General features: G+C 66.6%; 20 protein-coding genes. 14 read left to right on the top strand and 6 right to left on the bottom strand.

What is annotated here, in order from left to right:
• The first annotated feature begins 113 nt into the window (after positions 1-113).
• The 6 genes from ACROSR_RS01680 (at position 114) to ACROSR_RS01655 (ending at position 6,147) form a co-directional block, all read left to right on the top strand.
• Positions 114-890 carry a bacteriorhodopsin-like gene (locus tag ACROSR_RS01680; protein WP_432682016.1) on the top strand — a complete coding sequence of 259 codons (777 nt, stop codon included), beginning with the start codon at positions 114-116 and terminating at the stop codon, positions 888-890.
• 70 nt (positions 891-960) lie between these two features.
• Positions 961-1,797: a polyprenyl synthetase family protein gene (locus tag ACROSR_RS01675; RefSeq protein WP_432682015.1), complete on the top strand. Its 837-nt coding sequence runs from the start codon at positions 961-963 to the stop codon at positions 1,795-1,797.
• Positions 1,787-3,295: a phytoene desaturase family protein gene (gene crtI, locus ACROSR_RS01670; RefSeq protein ID WP_432682014.1), complete on the top strand. Its 1,509-nt coding sequence runs from the start codon at positions 1,787-1,789 to the stop codon at positions 3,293-3,295. Before ACROSR_RS01675 ends, crtI begins: the two co-directional genes overlap by 11 nt.
• 8 nt (positions 3,296-3,303) lie before the next feature.
• Positions 3,304-4,155: a phytoene/squalene synthase family protein gene (locus tag ACROSR_RS01665; protein ID WP_432682013.1), complete on the top strand. Its 852-nt coding sequence runs from the start codon at positions 3,304-3,306 to the stop codon at positions 4,153-4,155.
• Positions 4,142-5,251, top strand: a complete 1,110-nt coding sequence (locus ACROSR_RS01660) for a lycopene cyclase family protein (protein WP_432682012.1) — start codon at positions 4,142-4,144, stop codon at positions 5,249-5,251. The genes ACROSR_RS01665 and ACROSR_RS01660 overlap by 14 nt, the downstream gene beginning before the upstream one ends.
• Positions 5,248-6,147 (top strand): Brp/Blh family beta-carotene 15,15'-dioxygenase, encoded by a 900-nt coding sequence (locus tag ACROSR_RS01655; protein WP_432682011.1) that lies wholly within the window; start codon positions 5,248-5,250, stop codon positions 6,145-6,147. The genes ACROSR_RS01660 and ACROSR_RS01655 overlap by 4 nt, the downstream gene beginning before the upstream one ends.
• Here ACROSR_RS01655 and ACROSR_RS01650 read toward each other — a convergent pair.
• A complete protein-coding gene (locus tag ACROSR_RS01650) occupies positions 6,144-6,437 on the bottom strand; it encodes a class I SAM-dependent methyltransferase (protein ID WP_432682010.1) in 294 nt (97 codons plus the stop codon). The two genes, ACROSR_RS01655 and ACROSR_RS01650, sit on opposite strands and share 4 nt — an antisense overlap.
• Before the next feature lie 62 nt (positions 6,438-6,499).
• Between ACROSR_RS01650 and ACROSR_RS01645 the strand changes: the two genes are divergently transcribed.
• Together ACROSR_RS01645 and ACROSR_RS01640 are read left to right on the top strand one after the other, a co-directional pair.
• Positions 6,500-7,360 carry a hypothetical protein gene (locus tag ACROSR_RS01645; protein ID WP_432682009.1) on the top strand — a complete coding sequence of 287 codons (861 nt, stop codon included), beginning with the start codon at positions 6,500-6,502 and terminating at the stop codon, positions 7,358-7,360.
• 3 nt (positions 7,361-7,363) lie between these two features.
• The gene (locus ACROSR_RS01640) at positions 7,364-8,023 is read left to right on the top strand and encodes a Fe2+-dependent dioxygenase (RefSeq protein ID WP_432682008.1); all 660 of its coding nucleotides are present in this window, start codon (positions 7,364-7,366) and stop codon (positions 8,021-8,023) included.
• Between the two features lie 116 nt (positions 8,024-8,139).
• Here the strand turns inward: ACROSR_RS01640 and ACROSR_RS01635 are convergent, their stop codons facing one another.
• From ACROSR_RS01635 to ACROSR_RS01615, 5 genes are all read right to left on the bottom strand, one after another.
• Positions 8,140-8,610, bottom strand: a complete 471-nt coding sequence (locus ACROSR_RS01635) for a Dps family protein (protein WP_432682007.1) — start codon at positions 8,608-8,610, stop codon at positions 8,140-8,142.
• 103 nt (positions 8,611-8,713) lie between these two features.
• Positions 8,714-9,136: a hypothetical protein gene (locus ACROSR_RS01630; RefSeq protein WP_432682006.1), complete on the bottom strand. Its 423-nt coding sequence runs from the start codon at positions 9,134-9,136 to the stop codon at positions 8,714-8,716.
• Complete coding sequence (locus ACROSR_RS01625) at positions 9,133-9,393, bottom strand: DUF1289 domain-containing protein (protein ID WP_432682005.1); 261 nt, start codon at positions 9,391-9,393, stop codon at positions 9,133-9,135. Before ACROSR_RS01625 ends, ACROSR_RS01630 begins: the two co-directional genes overlap by 4 nt.
• Before the next feature lie 22 nt (positions 9,394-9,415).
• On the bottom strand, positions 9,416-9,589 hold the full coding sequence (gene hemP, locus ACROSR_RS01620) for a hemin uptake protein HemP (RefSeq protein WP_432682004.1): 174 nt from the start codon (positions 9,587-9,589) through the stop codon (positions 9,416-9,418).
• A gap of 5 nt (positions 9,590-9,594) precedes the next feature.
• Complete coding sequence (locus ACROSR_RS01615) at positions 9,595-9,756, bottom strand: hypothetical protein (RefSeq protein ID WP_432682003.1); 162 nt, start codon at positions 9,754-9,756, stop codon at positions 9,595-9,597.
• Between the two features lie 547 nt (positions 9,757-10,303).
• On the opposite strand from ACROSR_RS01615, the gene ACROSR_RS01610 reads away from it, so the two are divergent.
• From ACROSR_RS01610 to fhuB, 6 genes are all read left to right on the top strand, one after another.
• Complete coding sequence (locus ACROSR_RS01610) at positions 10,304-12,370, top strand: TonB-dependent receptor (protein WP_432682002.1); 2,067 nt, start codon at positions 10,304-10,306, stop codon at positions 12,368-12,370.
• 67 nt (positions 12,371-12,437) lie between these two features.
• Positions 12,438-13,121, top strand: coding sequence for a hypothetical protein (locus ACROSR_RS01605; RefSeq protein ID WP_432682001.1), 684 nt, complete (start codon positions 12,438-12,440; stop codon positions 13,119-13,121).
• Complete coding sequence (locus ACROSR_RS01600) at positions 13,108-13,872, top strand: ABC transporter ATP-binding protein (protein WP_432682000.1); 765 nt, start codon at positions 13,108-13,110, stop codon at positions 13,870-13,872. The genes ACROSR_RS01605 and ACROSR_RS01600 overlap by 14 nt, the downstream gene beginning before the upstream one ends.
• A 13-nt stretch (positions 13,873-13,885) precedes the next feature.
• Complete coding sequence (locus ACROSR_RS01595; RefSeq protein ID WP_432681999.1) at positions 13,886-14,770, top strand: ABC transporter substrate-binding protein; 885 nt, start codon at positions 13,886-13,888, stop codon at positions 14,768-14,770.
• A complete protein-coding gene (locus ACROSR_RS01590) occupies positions 14,767-15,660 on the top strand; it encodes an ABC transporter substrate-binding protein (protein ID WP_432681998.1) in 894 nt (297 codons plus the stop codon). Before ACROSR_RS01595 ends, ACROSR_RS01590 begins: the two co-directional genes overlap by 4 nt.
• Positions 15,657-17,615 (top strand): Fe(3+)-hydroxamate ABC transporter permease FhuB, encoded by a 1,959-nt coding sequence (fhuB, locus tag ACROSR_RS01585; protein WP_432681997.1) that lies wholly within the window; start codon positions 15,657-15,659, stop codon positions 17,613-17,615. Before ACROSR_RS01590 ends, fhuB begins: the two co-directional genes overlap by 4 nt.
• Positions 17,616-17,719 lie beyond the last annotated feature (104 nt).

Below are 17,719 nucleotides of genomic sequence, written 5' to 3'. Positions count from 1 at the left end.
GCCGTCACGGGGGCAGCCCCGTATGCGACATACAGTCTCGAAGGCTTTCCGGACCGGGTCCCTAGGTTACCTCTATCGCCGCGTACACCAACGTATGCACAAGGAGCAAAATCATGGAAAACATCTCGGTGGGGCAATACGACCTCATTTACAATGCTTTCTCGTTTGCGTTCGCGACTCTTGCTGCGGCAACAATCTTTTTCTGGTTGGGACGCAGTCAGGTCGCTCCGCAATACAGGACGGCAATGACCATCACCGGTCTTGTTACCTTTATCGCCGCCTACCACTACTTTCGAATATTCGAAAGCTGGGAGGCCGCGTTTGACGTGACCGAAGGTACGGTCGCGACAACGGGCTATGCCTTCAATCAGGCATACCGCTATGTCGACTGGCTGTTGACGGTGCCGCTGCTGCTGGTCGAACTGATCCTCGTCATGGGGCTCAGCCGGTCGGAAACCGTGTCGCGTGCCACGCGCCTCGGTCTGTTGGCGGCGCTGATGATCGCCCTCGGATATCCGGGCGAGATCGCCGAGACTGCAGGCGCGCGCTGGTTCTGGGGCATCGCGTCGATGATCCCGTTCCTGTGGATCGTCTACGAGCTGTTTGTCGGATTGTCGAAGTCGATCGACGATCAGCCGGAAGAGGCACGTGGCCTGATCAGCGGTGCACGCTACCTCGTGATCGCCAGCTGGGCGTTCTATCCTGTCGTCTACTTCGCCGGGGCTGTCGGCCTTGAGGGTGCGACGGCGACCACGGTGATCGAGGTCGGCTACACGGTGGCCGACATCACGGCCAAGGCGGTGTTCGGTGTGCTGATCTTCATGATCGCACAGCGCAAGAGCATCTCCTACTTCGAAAGCCAGAAAGCGTCGGCACAGCCGGCCGAGTAAGGTCGTCGCTGCCCGCCATCTCGCGGGCAGCGATACCATCCCATTTCAGAATTTTCAAAAGAGGTACGTGGTGTCAGTGCAATGGAACGTCGACGGCATGGCGGTCGAGAAGTCGATGCGCGCCCTTCTCGGGGGCGGATCGGTCGGTTCGGTTGCCACTTACCACCTCGACACCGGGGGCGCCCGAACCCGTGCGACGTTGGCATTGGATGCCGCCGCGATGCTCGGCCTCGATACCGCGGCGGCACGAGCCTGCGCTTGCGCGGTGGAGCTCTTGCACAACGCCTCGCTCGTGCATGATGATTTGCAGGAACGTGATCCCGTGCGGCGCGGTAGGCTAGCGGTCTGGCACGCCCATGGCGAAGCCGCCGCAATCTCGGCGGGCGATCTGATGATATCCGCCGCCTATGCCAGCCTCGGCCGTCATCCCGACCCCGCCCGCGCCATCATGCTGCTGCACGAGGCCGTGGCCGAGACGGCGCGCGGGCAGACAATTGATCTGGCAGCGCGCATCCCTTCTGTCGCGGCGTATCGAGCCCTTGTCGCCGCAAAGACCGGCCCGCTTCTGGCGCTGCCGGTGCAGCTTGCGCTTTGTGCGGCGGGCCTGCGTGACACTGGGGACGCTGCACGAGTAGGGCGCGAGCTGGCGATCGCCTATCAGATACTGGACGACCTGCACGATCTCGACGCGGATCAGGCCGCGAACCGGGTCAATATCTGCACGATCCTCAAATCCGGGGACAGTACACCGGCCGAGGCCCGAGATGCCGCGCGACGTTCAGCCCAGGACGCGCTGACCGGGGCGCGTCGGCTGGCATGTGACCTGCCGCACGGCGCCGGATCGGCCTTTCACACCCTTGCCGACCGTCTGGACGGCACCTTGACGGAGTATTCCAATGCCGCGTGATACCTCGATCGATTGTCAGCCCCGCGCGATTGTCGCCGGGGCCGGATTTGGCGGAATCGCCGCAGCACTGCGCCTGAAGGCGCGCGGTTATGACGTGCATCTCATCGACCGTTGCGCGCGGCTTGGTGGACGCGGGCAAGTGTTCGAGCATGAGGGGTTTCGCCACGATGCCGGCCCCACGGTGCTGACCGCGCCGCATCTCTTCGAGGAGCTGTTCACGCTCTTCGGCAAACGCCTCGAGGATTACGTCGAACTGGTCGAGCCCGACCCGTGGTACCGCTTTCATTTCCACGATGGCGAGACCTTCGACTACGGCCCGACCGAGGCCGCGACCCAGGCAGAGATCGCGCGCTTGTCGCCTCGGGATGTCGATGGCTATCGCCGCCTTGGGGCATGGTCCAAGAAGATCTACGATATCGGCTTCCAGCGCCTGTCGACCACGCCGTTCCATTCGCTGGGGTTCATGCTGCGACAGATCCCGCATCTTGTGCGCTTGCGGTCTTACGAAAGCGTGTGGTCGATGGTCAGCCGCTTCATCAAGGATGACCGGTTGCGCCGCGCCTTCTCGATCCAGCCGTTGCTGGTGGGCGGCAACCCGTTCGACACGACCGCGATCTACGGCATGATCAACCATCTGGAGCGCACGCACGGCATCTGGTTCTGCAAGGGCGGTACCGGCGCGCTGGTCGACGCGCTGGAGCGGCTGATGCAGGAAGAGGGGATCACCATCAGCCTTGGTACGACGGTGTCGCGTATCCGGCTCGACGGGGTGCGCGCGACCGGGGTCGTGCTGGACAACGGGCTGGAACTTTCGGCCGATGTCGTCGTGTCGAACATGGACCCGGTGCATGTCTACCGCGAGATGCTGCCCGCCGAGGTGCAATCGCCCGTCGCGAAACTGCGCGCGAAAAGCGGGCGTTTGTCGATGGGCCTTTACGTGCTGTTCTTCGGGGCGAACCGGACATGGCCGGACGTGGCGCATCACACCGTCTGGTTCGGCGAACGCTACAAGGAATTGCTGAGCGATATCTTCCACCGCAAGGTGCTGGCCGAGGATTTCTCGCTTTACGTGCACCGTCCCACCGCAACCGATCCCAGCTTTGCGCCCGAGGGCAAGGACAGCTTTTACGTGCTGTGCCCGGTGCCCAACCTTGCCGGTGGGCAGGACTGGGCGGTCGAGGGGCCGAAGCTGCGCGACCGGATCGTCGCGGCGCTTGACGCCTCGATGCTGCCGGGCCTGTCGGAGGCCATTACGGCCGAATTCGCCATGACGCCCGAGGATTTCAAATCCAACTACCTGTCGGTGGACGGGGCCGGGTTCTCGCTCTCGCCGTTCTTCTCGCAATCGGCGTGGTTTCGATTCCATAACCGGGCCGAGGGGGTCGAGGGTCTGTATTTCGTCGGCGCGGGCACGCATCCCGGCGCGGGCCTGCCGGGCGTGGTGTCCTCGGCGAAGGTGCTGGACACGGTCGTGCCGGCCCCGGCGGTGGTTCCATGACAAAAGACATGACACCCGAAGCGATCCTGTCCCGCCATGCCCGCAGCTTCGCGCCTGCCGCACGGCTGCTGCCGCCCGAGGATCACGCACGGATCGCGCGGCTCTACGCGCTGTGTCGTACGGTGGACGATCTGGCCGATACCGAGGGTGGACCGCAGGTGCAGGCCCGGCTGACCGCGCTGGGTGCCGCCTTGCGTGACACGGGCGGCGCCGATCCGCTGGCGATCGAGGCGCGCGCGCTGTTTGACGCGGCGCCGGAAGGTCTGGCGAGCTTTGCCACGCTGGTCGAGACCGTTGCGGGCGATACCGGCGCCACCCGCCTTGCCGATGAGGCCGCGCTCGACCGCTACTGCATGGGGGTGGCCGGCACCGTCGGCGTGATGATCTGCACGCTTTTTGATATCTCCGCCCGTTGGCATGGACCTGCGTCCGATCTGGGCAAGGCGATGCAGCTGACCAATATCTGCCGCGATGTGGCCGAGGATGCGGCGGTGGGGCGGCGGTACCTGCCTCGCACACTTTGCCCGCATGCGCCCGATGCGATCCTTGCCGCCGCGCCCGACACGAGGCGCGATGTCGCGCGTGCCGTGGCGATGCTGCTGGCGCGGGCCGACACGCTGTACGCCTCGGGGTGCGCCGGTCTGCCGGTGCTGCCGCTGCGCCTGCGGCTTGCGGTGGCCGCCGCCGCGTCGATGTATTCCGGCATCGGGGCAGAGCTGCGTGCGCGGTCCTGTGATCCGCTGAGCGGCCGGGTGGTCGTGCCGAAATGGCGCAAGCTGCTGCTGGCGGCCCATGGCGTGACCGCGCATGTCCGGCCCGGACGCGCCGCCAACACGGAGCGCCATCATGCCGCGTCTTGACGTCGATATCGCGATCCTCGGCGGGGGCTGCGCCGGGCTGAGCGTCGCCACCCGGCTGGCCGCGGCGGGGCGCAGCCTGCAGGTGATCGAGCCGCGCGCGCACTACACTGATGACCGCGCCTGGAGCTTCTGGCGCACCGCCCCGGATCCGTTCGAGGATTGCGTGCGCGCGTCCTGGGCGCATTGGGATGTCGGCGGACCGGGAGGCATGGTGGGGCGCACGTCACCGCATCTGCGCTATCAAAGCGTGGCCGCCGGGCCGTTCTATGACCGGGCGCAGTCGGTGATTGACGACAGCCCGCTGGCCTCGCTGACGCTCGGGGTGGGCGCATCGGACCCGCGCCGAACGGAAGATGGCTGGCAGATCGAGACCGACGCCGGCGCGCTGTGCGCCAATCACGTGATCGACACGCGCACGCCGCAAAGGATTCCGACCTACGGGCAGTTCTTTCTGGGCCGCGAGATCCGCACAGAGCGCGCGGTGTTCGACCCGGCCCGCGTGCAGCTGATGCAGTTTCGCCCCGCCCGCAGCCGCGGTGTCGATTTCGTCTACATCCTGCCCTTCGCCCCGGATCGCGCGCTGGTCGAGGTCACGTCCTTCGCGCCGGCCTCGCCCGGCCAGGCCGTGTTCGAGGACTGGCTGCAAGCCGAGATTGCCGCGCTGTCACCCGGCGCGACAGAGGTCCTGCGCGAGGAAGCCGGCGCCCTGCCGATGGAGGTCGGCTATGGCGAGTCATCCGACGATGGCGTGATCCGCATGGGCCTTGGGGGCGGGGCGGCACGCCCGTCCACGGGCTATGCCTTTACCCGTATCCAGGCGCAGGCCGATCGTGTCGCGGCGGCGCTGCGGCGCGGCGCCCACCCGCAAATGCGCCTGGACGGGCCGGGCACGCGGTTCATGGACCGGGTGTTCCTGCAGGTCCTGCAGACGATGCCAGAGCGTGGGCCGGCGCTGTTCGAGGCGCTGTTTCGCAACGCGGCCCCAGACCGGCTGGAGCGGTTCCTGTCGGGATCGGTGCATCCGGTGGACAGGCTCGCGGTGATGACATCGCTGCCGACCCTGCCTTTTCTGCGCGCCGCATTGGTTCCGGCATGACGACCAACCCGGCCTGGCAGACGGTGCTCTTCGGCTGCTGCGCGGGACTGGCGGTGGTGTGGTACATGTTCGCCCAGCCCGGACTTGTTGCGCAGCTTTTGCTTCTGGCACCGCTTGTCGCCATTCTGGGCCTGCCGCACGGCGCGCTCGACCTGCCGATCGCCGAGGCGCTCTGGCCGCTTCACGGATGGCGCGGCAAGCTGCGTTTCATGGCGGTGTATCTGGGGCTGGCCTCCGTCGTAATCGTGCTTTGGACCCTCGTGCCCGGAATTGCCCTGGCTGCCTTTCTGGCCTACTCGGTGCTGCACTTTTCCGACGACTGGTCTTACGCCGCATCGCCACTGCGCTGGACGGGAGGGGTGGCGACAATCGGCGCCCCTGCATTGGTGCATCCCGAAGAGGTGGCCATGCTCTTTGCCTATCTCGCGCCGCCGGCCGCGGCCGGCGTCATCGCGCATGCAGCGGCAATGGCCGGTGCTCTCGGATTGTTCCTTTTTGCCGCGACATGCCTATTCAGGCCAGAGGCGCGGGGCCGGGCGGCGACGGAACAGGCAATCTTGTGGGGGCTCGCGGCTTTGCTCCCGCCCCTCATGTTTTTCACGATATATTTCTGTGGTCTGCACTCAATTCGGCATTTCAGCACCACGATCCTTTTTGTACCGCGTGCAAAACGCGCCCTTGCCATCGCGGCGCTTCTTTCCGGGATTGTTACCCTCGCAGCCGCTGGTTATCTGCATGACCGGACTGTCGAAGCTCCGGATGGGCTTGCAAGGCATCTTGTTCAAACAGTTTTCATCGGATTGGCCGCGCTTACCGTGCCACACATGATACTGGTAGAAGGGTTTAGAAATCTCAAGAAAAGGCGGTCAGCCGCTTTGCAACCGAATATTCATTAGCTCGTTTTCTGCGCAGTGCATGTCTCGACCCTCGTGTCGAAGCCCTCTTTCATGAACCAGCCGGTGCTACCGTCCGAATAAGCTGCCTGCGCCCCTCTCGCCACAACAGACGCGGCGGCGTCGACAAACCCTGTTGGCGCGCGGATCTGATCCGCCCGCCCGGACGCGTGCGGCATGCCGAAACCGATCGTCACAGCGCCGAAACTGACATCCGGAAACAAGAGGCGCATCGCGTCCCCATGGACGAAGTTTACACCGGATTGACGGGTCGCGCCGTCGCTGTGCGTCACCGGCGTTGACAATTCCGACTATTTTAGTAAACAAAGTCAAAGTAAACCGGGAGATTGAGAACATGGGAAAACTGACCGACAAAACACCACGCCGGATCGCCGCACGCCGGATGACAGGTGGCCTTGCCGCGCTTGTGACAGCCGGCGCAATGACTACCGGCACCGCACAGTCGGCAAGCGACACGCAACCGAATGACGATCCCATTCTGCTGACACAGGCCAGCGGCGAAGGCGAAAGCGCCGCAGGCGGTGAGGGTGAAGGCGAAGGGTCCGCCGGACTTGAACCCGAAACCGCCTTTCTGAGCGGCCTCGGATTCATGGAGGGCCATATCCGTGCCGGTCTCGCGCTCTACGAGCAGGGCGATCTCGAGGCGGCCAAGACCCATATGGGCCATCCCATCGAAGAGAAATACGACGCCGTCGCGGACCGCCTCGCAGAGCTTGGACTGGACGGCATGAAAGACGACCTCTCTGCGCTCGCCGCCGCCGCCGAGTCCGACGCGGATTTCGAAAAGGTCTCGTCGCTCTTCGACACGGTGCATGCCGGGATTGAGGACGCGCGCGCCGAGTACAGCCGGGCGCAGCAGGTGGATGGCCTGATCGCACTGACCCGCGTGGCCGGCGACGAATACAAGGTCGCCGTTGCGGGGGGCAAGGTGTCCAACCTGCACGAGTATCAGGACAGCTGGGGCTTTCTGCGCACGATCGAGCACGAGGCGCGCGAAATGGCTGACAGCGATGATACAGACGTGGCCAAGGTCGGCGCGGCGATCCTCGAGCAGATCGAGGCGACGGGGGCGGCCTTCGGCGACCTGCAGGGCGAAGGCTCGTTCGACATGGAGCCGGGCATCCTCTACGGTGCCGCCGCGCGGATGGAACTGGCGGCGAACCAGCTTTCGAACGGCGAGGGGGACGGCCAGTAACGCATGGTCTTCGTGATCGGAAATGTCTTGGGGGACCATGATCTGGCGGCCTTGCAAGAGGCCGCCGGAAAGCTGGACTATCAGGACGGTCGGAATACCGCGGGGCGGTATGCACGACAGGTAAAGACAAACCTCCAAGCCACACCGTGCCGTGAACTCGACGCCATCTTCGAGCAGGTGCGCAAGGCGCTGGACACCAATGAGATCGTGACCTCGATCGCGCGCCCGCGGCGCTACGCGCGCATGCTGCTATCGCGCTATCGAGGCGGCATGTCCTATGGTACGCATGTCGACGATCCGGTGATGAACGGCAATCGCACGGATCTGTCCTTCACCCTGTCGCTGAGCGATCCCGCCAGCTATGCGGGTGGCGCGCTCGTGATGGAGGATCCGGTCGAGGACCGGGCGATCACGCTCGGGGCGGGTGACATGGTGCTTTACCCGACATCGGCCCTGCACCGGGTGGAGCCCGTGACGGAAGGCGAGCGCGTGGCGATCGTTGGATGGATTACCAGCTGGGTGCGCGACCCCGCCCGGCGCGAGATCCTGCATGACCTTGACGTGGCCGCGCGCGCCATCTTTGACACCGATGGTAAAACGGCCGCCTTCGACCGGATCTTCAAGGCAAAGGCCAACCTGTCGCGCATGTGGTATGACGACTGAAGCCTCCGGCTCGTGAGTGTCACGCCTCAAATCCGGTCGCCGCAGCGCTCGACCTGCACCTTACATGACGGTTGGGCGGATGCGACGACCGCAGGCCGATACGGCATCAGGCCTGATCAGCGCAGATGCGCGCGCAGCATCCAGGCGAATTTCTCGTGCGTCCGACCGCGTTCGATGCACAGATCCTCGGTCAGCGTGTCGCCGTGTTTCGCGGCCAATGCACCAGCCCCGGCGATGGTTTCCGCCAGCGTCTCCTGGGCTTCTTTCAGCTTGCGGACCATCTCCTCGGCGGCGGGTGCATCCTCGCATTCGGGGACCTTCGAGCGTTTGATCATCGCGGCCAGCACGCCCTCGGCATGCCCGTCCAGCGCCTTGATCCGTTCGGCCAGATCGTCCTGCGCGGTGAAGTGATCCTCGTAGATGGTCTGGAACAGGTCGTGCAGCGGGCCGAAGGCCATGCCGGTGACGTTCCAGTGAAAGTTCTGCGCCAGCATCGTGGTCACGACCGTTTCGGCCTTGCACTGGTCCAGCGCCTCGATGATCTGTGTGTACGCGTCTGTCGAAAGTGATTGTGCGGTCTCGGTCATTTCCGCCTCCTGAAGCGTGAATCATTCTGGCTAGCTCGTCGGCTGGCTACCACCGGAATATTGAGCCCGATTAAGTCCTCTTGCAACAGTTTTTAGAATCTTTCTAATCCTGTTCGTAATTGTCGATGACGGTTCGCAGAAGGAATACCAGATGTCTGCGGGCATGCGCCGGTACGCGGGACCGCAGCAGAAACGCGGCGCTCGCATCGTCGCGGCCGCGCAGGCTGCGCGCCAGCGCCAGCAGCCAAGTCTCGTCAAAGGACATCTCCGCCTCGCCCGCGCGCCGCAGGATCGGGCGGCGCCCCAAGGCCTGCGACAGGCAGCGCATCAATACCTCCGATGCGGCGGTCGCGGAGATGGACCCGTTGCGCGACAGCGCAGCGCAGGCCCCGAACAAGTCGACATACCCCTTGCAGCGGACATCCCGCGATGCGCGGCGCAGGCGATCCAGAAACGGGTTGAGGGGGCTGCTATCCCCCGGCGCGACCGCTGGAGGCAGCGATCTTTCGGACAGGGCGGATCTCATGCGGCCTTATCCCCATCCAGCACCTTCAACGCGACCTTCTTCTTTCTGCATTTCTTTTCGAAGGCCTCCTTCCAATGCGTATACCGCCCCATGAGGGTCTGCTGCGCCACGACAAGCTCGACGAACGCTGCGCGATGCGCGTTCTTGTCCAGCGCCTTGAAGGTCGATTTCTGCTGCTTCGTCATCGAGCATCCGATGCAATGCCCGTCGCGCTTGAACTTGCATACATCGATGCAGGGGCTGGGTATCTTGCTCATGCGGGCCTTCCGGTGGTCCAGGTCAGTGTCGTGATTTCGTGAGGAACAGCTTTCCTGCGCGGGTGATCCGCAGCATGTAGATCTGCCCGTCCAGACGGATATGCGCCGTGCCGTCCGCCTGCACGAGCTCGCGGGCGTCATGGGTGGCGGGCAGGGGTGTTGCGGCCCCGTGCGGATGTGTCCTCGCATCGCCCATCCGGCTTACCGCGCATCGTCCGGCTGCCGCGCAAGCGTGCGCTGCAGGTCGATCAGGTGTTCCAGCGCGATCCCGTCTGCACCGGCGCAATCATGCGCGACCTCGCGCCAGCCATTCGCCCCGGGGGCCGGGCGGCGGCGGGTCTGCTCGGGCTCGGGTGTCGTCACTGGCCTTTTCCTTTCCGGTCCAGATGATCCGGTCCCGCCACGGGCTGGCACGCCATCCGCAGGCGCAGGACGAAATCACGATGCAAAGAGTCAACTTTGTTCAACATAGCCTTTTCCGATCAATTCGGTCAAGAAATAATTCAGTCCGGATCAGGCGGATCTCTCACGTATCCATGCTCGAAACCCCGGCCACTGTCCCTTGTGCGGGATCAAGACGCGCCTCGTCATGCCGGAAGCATGCCTTTGGCATGAGGCCGCCCCGGCACGGCGATTTGACTGCAATATGCGCAATGCTCGGATCTTTTCCCGACTTGGCTGGCATGAAGCCCTGCCAAATTCACGTTGCATCGCCGCACCGCGGCCCGTCGATGCGCGGCTCTTCACGGGATCGCCGCCAATCCACCAGCGCAGACAGCACCGCCCAGCATGAGTGGTTGACACTATCTGTCACCTTTACTACGAGCCTCCGACCGTCGCGATCCCCCAGCTTTCGCCAGGCACGTGCGATCGGCAGAACACGAAATCACACTGATCGGGGGATCAAGACATGCAACGAAACCGGCCCCTGGCCGTCTGCCTGGCCGCATGCGCGGCGTTCCCGGCTGGCGCCCAGACGACGACCGACGACGAGATGACGAAGCTGGGCACTCTGGTGCTCGAATCGGCCACCCGGACCGAGACACCGGTCGACGAGACCACGCGCTCGGTCAGCGTGGTGGATCGCGAAGCCGTGCAGAACCAGCGCCGCGTCGACAACAACATCGCCGACATCCTGTCCAACGAGGTGCCAGGCTTCAGCCAGAGCACCGAGGCCAATACCGATTTCGGCCAAACCCTGCGCGGCCGTCCCTTTCTGACGCTGATCGACGGCGTACCGCAATCGACCCCGCTGCGCGATGGACGGCGCTCGCTCAACTCGATCGGCGCGGAGGCCATCGAGCAGGTCGAGGTGATCCGCGGCGGCACCGCGATGTACGGCTTCGGCGCGACCGGCGGCCTCGTCAACATCATCACCAAACGGCCCGAGGACGGGGAATTCAACCTCGAGCTTGGCGCCGGGCTCAGCTTTTCCCCCAAGGATCTGGGCGAATCCCTTAACTGGGAGACGTCCGTCAACACTTCGGGCCGCACCGGCAAGCTCGACTACGTGTTCAGCGGCTCTTTCCTGCGCCGTGGCGGACGTTTTGATGCCGATGGCGACCGTATCCCGGCCGATCCGACCGGCGCGCAGGGCGGCATCGCCGACAGCGACGCCACGAACCTGATGCTCAAGCTGGGCTACCAGCTCACCGAGGATCAGCGCATCGAGATCAACACGCTTTACTACAATATGGAACAGGACAGCGATTTCGCCGGGCTCAGCTTTGCCGGCGCTCCCGATACCGACACCAAGACCCCGGCGGTGCGCGGCGACGCCAACCCGGTCAATCCGGGCACCGAGAACCGCAACCTTGCCGTCACCTACACCCACGACGACGTGCTTGGCAGCAGCGTCGATCTGCAACTCTACCAGGCCGATCTCGACGTGGTGTTCACCAAGTTTCCCGGCTTCCCGCAAACCCGCATCGAATCCGAGAAACGGGGCGGCCGGCTGACCATCGAATCGCCGGTCGAGCTTGCAGGCGCGGGTTTCGACGTGATCTGGAGCCTGGATTACCTGCAGGACGAGACCGAGCAGACCTCGACCGACGCACCGAACACCTCGCCCACCCTCGACCAGGATGCCTATGCCGGCTTCGTGCAGGTCAACGCGCCCCTGGGTGATATCGGCAAGCTGAGCGGCGGCATCCGCCACGAGATCATCGATGTCGATGTCAGCGACTTCACCCGCGCCGACGGCACATTCGTGCCCGGCGGCACGCTCGAATTCGACGAGACGCTCTTCAACATCAGCGGCACGCTGTACCTGAGCGACCGGACCGATCTCTATGCAGGTTTCTCGCAGGGCTTCACCGTGGCCGACATAGGCCGGTCGATCACCGACAACACCTTCGCCACCACGACGCAAGCCACCTCCGAGGCGCAAAAGACCGACAATTACGAGATCGGCCTGCGCACGCGGCAGACCCGCTGGGACGGGACCGTCGCCGTGTTCTTCAACGATTCCGACAACGGTACCACATTTGACCAGAACCTGCAGATCGTGAAACAGCCCGAACAGACCTACGGCGTCGAGGCGACGCTCGATGTCTACGCCACCGAGGCGATCACCGTGGGCGGCACCTTAACCTGGCTCGAGGGCGAGGTCGATCTCGACGGCGACGGCAATTTCGACGAGGATCTGCCCAGCACCCGCATCGCACCGGCCAAGCTCACCGCCTATGCCGAATACGCGCCGACCGACAAGTGGCGAGCACGGCTTCAGGCGCTTTATTCGGGCAACCGCGATGTCGACAGCACGCGGTTCGGCGGCACCAGCGACATCGACGACTATCTCGTCTTCGACCTTTATGGCGCGATCCACGATGTCGCCGGCGGCACGGTGGAGGTGGGGATCGATAACATCCTCAACAACGAGTATACGCCGGTGATCAATCAGGCCTACGACTCCGCCTACGCCTATGCCCGCGCGCCGGGGCGCCGGGTCTCGCTCGGGTATACACGGCGCTTCTGAGATGGGGGCCGCGGGCATATCGCTCTGCGCGACGCGTCCGCGCCTTGTGCAAGAGCTTGACGCCCTCATGCCGGGCTATGCGCTGCATGGCCCGGTACCCGGATCGCCGGTCTTCCACCCGTTGGATGGTGACACAGACGCGATCGACACCGTCCTTTCCGGCATCGACCGGCAGGGTGGACCCGCCCATGCGGCGATGCGGTCGTGGAACGTGCTGATCTGGCAGCCGGTGCTGGTCGCGGTGCTCTGTGCCGAGGCCGAGGGACGCGCCGCCCCAGTCGACCGCGCCGGCTATCTCATGGGGCCTGAATTCGGCTGTCTTCTCGAAGACTTGGGCGAACGGGCAGGGGACGTGCACAGCATGGCCGCCCGGCCCCTAGACCGCGCCACCACCGCGATCTTCGATGCCCTCTCGCAGCGCGTGCGTCTGCGCCGCGAACTGGCCCGGCGGCAGTTGGCTGACCGGGTGCTCGGCGTGCTCCACCGCCGCGCGCTTCTGGGATTCTCCACGGTGTCGGCCACCCGCGGCGCCGCGACGCACTGGCTCGCCGCCCTCGATCTCGACGGGCTGAGCGCCCTCGAGCCGCTGCAGCTTGGCGATGGCGGCGAGGGGGTGTGGCTCCGCCGGCGCTCGTGCTGTCTGGAATACCGTGCACGGCCGGGCTTTCTCTGCACGACCTGCCCACGGCGCGCGCGCGCCGCCCGGATCGCCCTCAGCCAGCAGGAATGGCAGGCCCATGTTCGCGCTTGAGGATCTGCGCGTCGCGCGCGACGGGCGCGAGATCTTGCGCCTGGACCGGCTCGCGCTTGGGGCCGAGGGGGTGACGGCGATCCTCGGGCATAACGGGTCTGGCAAGTCCACGCTGATGGCGCTTCTGGCCCGGCAGATGCGCCCTGAGACGGGCCGCATCACGCTGGAAGGCCGCCCGCTCGACCGCTACCGGCAAAAAGCCCTGGCCCGCCGCGTCTCGTTCCTGCCGCAGCGCCTGCCCCCCGTCGCCGGGCTCAGCGTCCGCGACCTCGTGGGGCTGGGCCGCTTCGCGTGGCGCGGCGCGCTCGGGCGCATGGGGCCCGCCGATGAGGCAGTGATCGCGCAGGCGATGCGCGACACCGGCTGCGACGCCCTGGCCGATCACCTGGTCGACAGCGCCTCGGGCGGCGAACGGCAGCGGGCCTGGATCGCCATGTTGCTGGCGCAGGAGGCCCCAGTGCTGCTGCTTGACGAGCCGACGGCGGCGCTCGATCTCGCGCATGCCTACGAGGTGATGGCGCTTCTGCACCGGCTGGCCCGCGACGCGGGGCGGCACGTGATCGTCATCCTGCACGACATCAACCTCGCCGCGCGCCATGCCGACCGTATCGTGGCCTTGAAGGCGGGGCAGGTGGCCTTTGACGGGCCGCCGGACCGGCTTCTCGACGCGGCGGTGCTGCGCGACCTCTACGGCATCGAGATGACGCTGCTGCCCCATCCCGCCGGCCCGCCGCAGGCCGTGGTCGCCTGAAAGGACTGACGCCATGCGACACGCGCTCTTCTGTCTCGCGCTTTCGCTGCTGCTGCCAGCCTGCGCCGCGCGCGCCGGTGATGCACCCCCTGACCGCATTGCGACGCTCAGCTGGGTGTTGACGGAACTGGTGCTCGAACTCGATATCCGCCCCGTCGGCGTGGCGGACGTGGCCGGTTACCGGCAATGGGTCGCGCGCCCCACGCTACCCGACGGCATCCCCGACCTCGGCCTGCGTCAGGAACCAAACATCGAGCGTCTGGCGGATCTCGATCCCGATCTCATCCTCGCCGCCGATCAGCAGGCCGACATCGTTCCGCTGCTGCGGCGCATCGCCCCGGTGCGGGTAATAGACGGCTTTGACGCCGCGCAGGACAATGCCCGCGCCAGCCGCGCGGCCTATCTCGCGCTTGCACGGCTTACCAACCGCGAGGCGCTGGCGCGGGACCGGCTCGCAGCGCTCGACGCCCGCATCGCTGCGGCGGGCGCGCGGGTGCGCGAGCATTTCGGCGGCGAGGTGCCGCCCATTCTGCCCATTCGCCTGCTGAACCCCGAAAGCCTGCGCCTGCACGGCGCCAATTCGATGGCGCTGGCGGCGCTCGACGGGATGGGGTTGCGCCACGCCGCGCCGGGCAAGGCCAGCGATTGGGGATTCGTGCAGAAACGCGTCGAGGATCTCGCCCGGCACGAACAGGCCATCATCCTCCAGATCGGCCCGTTTGCCGAGAAATACGCGCTCGCGGCCCGGCCTATCTGGCAATTCATGCCCTTCATCCGCGCCGGGCGCTTCGCCGAGACCCGAACAGTCTGGACCTTTGGCGGCGTCTTCTCGCTCGGCCACCTGGCCGAAGCGTTTGCCGATGCCCTGCTCACCCTCGACGCGAGAGTCGCTCGATGATCCGCGCGCTCGTCCTTGTCCTGCTGCTCTGGGTCGGGCCGGCGCAGGCCGATCCCGTGACCGTCGAGGACCGCCGCGGGGTGCAGAACTTCGCGGATCGGCCCGCGCGCGTGGCTGTGCTCGACTGGGCGTTCGCCCAGCAGGTGCTCGATCTTGACGTCGTGCCCGTCGCGGTGCCCGAGATCGCGCTTTACTCCGACTGGGTGGCAACACCGCCAATCCCCAGGACGGTCACCGATATCGGTCGCCGCGACGCGCCCGATCTCGAACGGCTCGCATCGCTCGACCCGGATGTGATCTTGGTGTCGGACACCGCCCCGGCGGAGGTGGCGCGGCTGGAACGAATCGCACCCGTGCTGGTCTTCGACGCGTTCGACGCCGCGCATGACAACATCGCGGCGGCGCGGCGCATCTACCTGACGCTCGCCCAGCTTTTCGACCGCGAGGCATTGGCGCGGACGCGGCTAGAGGCGATGCGGGCCGAGATTGCCCGGCGGGCCGAGGATCTGCAAGGCAGCCCAATCCGCCGCGCGGCGATCGTCCGCCTCAACGATGCCGCGACGATCTGGGTCTATGGCGACAATTCCCTTGCCGAGGCCGCCTTGCAGCGGCTCGGCCTCGTCAATGCCCTGCCGCAGACCGCCAGCCGCTGGGGCGTGGCGCAACGTCCGCTCGACGTGCTGGCCGGGGTCGAGAGCGGCGCGGTACTCGCCATCCGGCCCCATGGCCCGGGCGCGGCGGTTTTCGACAGCCCCCTCTGGCGGTTTCTGCCCGCCGTGGCAGAAGGCCGCTTTGCCGAGATCCCCCCGCTCTGGAGCTATGGCGGCATCCTGTCGCTTGGCCGCCACGCGCAGGCGATCCATGCCGCGCTGACGAACCTCGCGCCATGATCCGTGTAGCCCTGATCGGCGCTGCAGTGCTGGCATTGGCCGCGGCACATCTCGCGGCGGGCAGCGATCTTGGCGCGCCGCGCATGCTGGCGCTGGTCCTGGGGGCCACGCCGCAAGCCTTCGCCGATGTGCAATTCACCCATGCCGCGCTGCCGCGCCTCGTGATGACGCTCCTTTGCGGCGCGGGCCTCGGCCTCGCGGGCAGCCTTTTCCAGCAACTCACGCAAAACCCGCTCGCAGCACCGCTCACCCTCGGGGCGGCCTCGGGCGCATGGCTCGCGCTCGTGATCGCCACGTTGCTCGTGCCGTCGCTGGCGGCGACGCAGGGCGAATGGGTAGCCCTTGCCGGCGCCACGACCGCTTTCGGCCTCGTTGTCGCGATCTCGGGCCTGCGAGGGCTGACCGGCATCGGCGCGGTGCTGGCGGGCATGGCCGTCAACCTGCTCTTCGGCGCCATCGCCGCGACCATCGTGCTGCTGCAAAGCCCTTATTTCGGGCATCTGTTCATCTGGGGCGCGGGCGATCTCGGCCAGTCGGGCTGGGACAAGGCGTTGTGGCTCGCCCCACGCCTCGCCCCGTTCCTGGTGCTGTCGCTCCTGTTGACACGCGGCCTCGCGCTCCTGCGCAGTGGCGCCGATGGGGCCAAGGCGCGGGGGCTGTCGCTGCTCCCCTTCCTCGCCGTCGCGGCGGGGCTCGGGCTCGGGCTCACGGCGCTCAGCGTCGCCGCGGTGGGCCTGATCGGCTTCATCGGGCTGGTCGCCCCGAACCTCGCGCGCGTTGCCGGCGCGCGGCTGCCGCGCGCGGAGCTGCTGGCCAGCACCGGGCTCGGGGCCGGGCTGTTGCTGGCCACGGACCTCGTGGCGGTGCTCGCGAATTACCTGACCCGCGATCTCGTCCCGACCGGGGCGGTCGCAGCCCTCGTCGGCGCACCGGCGCTGATCTGGCTGATGCGGCGTCGGCCGGGATCCGCGGATCAGGCCGCCTACCGCCTGCCGCCGGGACCGGCGCGCGTCCCGCGCCCCCTCTGGCCCGGCCTTGCCGCTGCGATCATCGCCATCACCCTCGTCGCCCTGACGACCGGGCACGGCGATGCGGGATGGCAGGCGGGCTGGCCCTCCGGTCTCACATTCGATCTGCGCTGGCCGCGCGTGCTGGCGGCGGCCGCGGCGGGGCTCGCCATGGCGCTTTCCGGCGTGATCTTGCAACGGCTGATCCGCAACCCGCTGGCCAGCCCCGACATCCTTGGCATGACGGCGGGCGCCACCGTCGCGCTGGTCGGCACGGCGATGCTCGGCGGTGGCTCGATCCACGAGGTGGGGCCGGGCACCGCGGTCCTCGGCAGCGTGCTCGTGCTCGCCTTGCTGCTCGCTCTCGGGCGGCGTCACGGTCACGCCCCGACGATGCTGGCCCTGACAGGTATCGCGCTTGCCGCGCTGCTCGACGCGCTTGTGAAGGTGGCCCTCGCCGCCGGCAGCCAGGACAGCTACGCGATCCTCGGCTGGCTCGGTGGTTCGACCTACCGCGTCACCCCGGTCGAGGCCGGGTTGCTCGCCCTTACCGCCCTCGCCGGGCTCGCGCTGGTGCTGATGCTGCGCCGCTGGCTTACGCTGATCGCGGCGGGCGACGACATGGCGCTGGCGCGCGGTCTGTCTCTGGGGCTGGCGCGGCCTGTCTGCCTGACGCTGGCAGCAGCGCTCGCCGCGCTTGTTACCGCATGGCTGGGGCCGGTGGCCTTCGTGGGACTACTCGCCCCGCATGCCGCGGTGATGCTGGGCGCGCGCCGGGTGGCGGCGCAGGCGCTGATGGCCGGCGGGATCGGCGCGATCCTGATGATCGGGTCGGACTGGCTGGGGCGCATGGCGATGTACCCTATGCAGCTTCCCGCGGGCACCGTGGCCTCGGTGCTGGGCGGGGGATACTTCCTCTATCTCCTTTTGCGCAGGCGGGTGGTGTAACTGCCACAGCAAATCTTGACTCATTTGCTCGTTAACGGGTCGGGGTGCGGGCGGTGCGGCGACTGCGCCGCCTATCCACACACAGACCGTGCCAGCCTTGGGCC

The organism is Roseovarius tibetensis, from assembly GCF_050896375.1.
Lineage (GTDB): Bacteria > Pseudomonadota > Alphaproteobacteria > Rhodobacterales > Rhodobacteraceae > Roseovarius > Roseovarius tibetensis.
The sequence above is the reverse complement of the archived record's forward strand: the minus strand, read 5'-3'. Positions and strand labels throughout refer to the sequence as shown.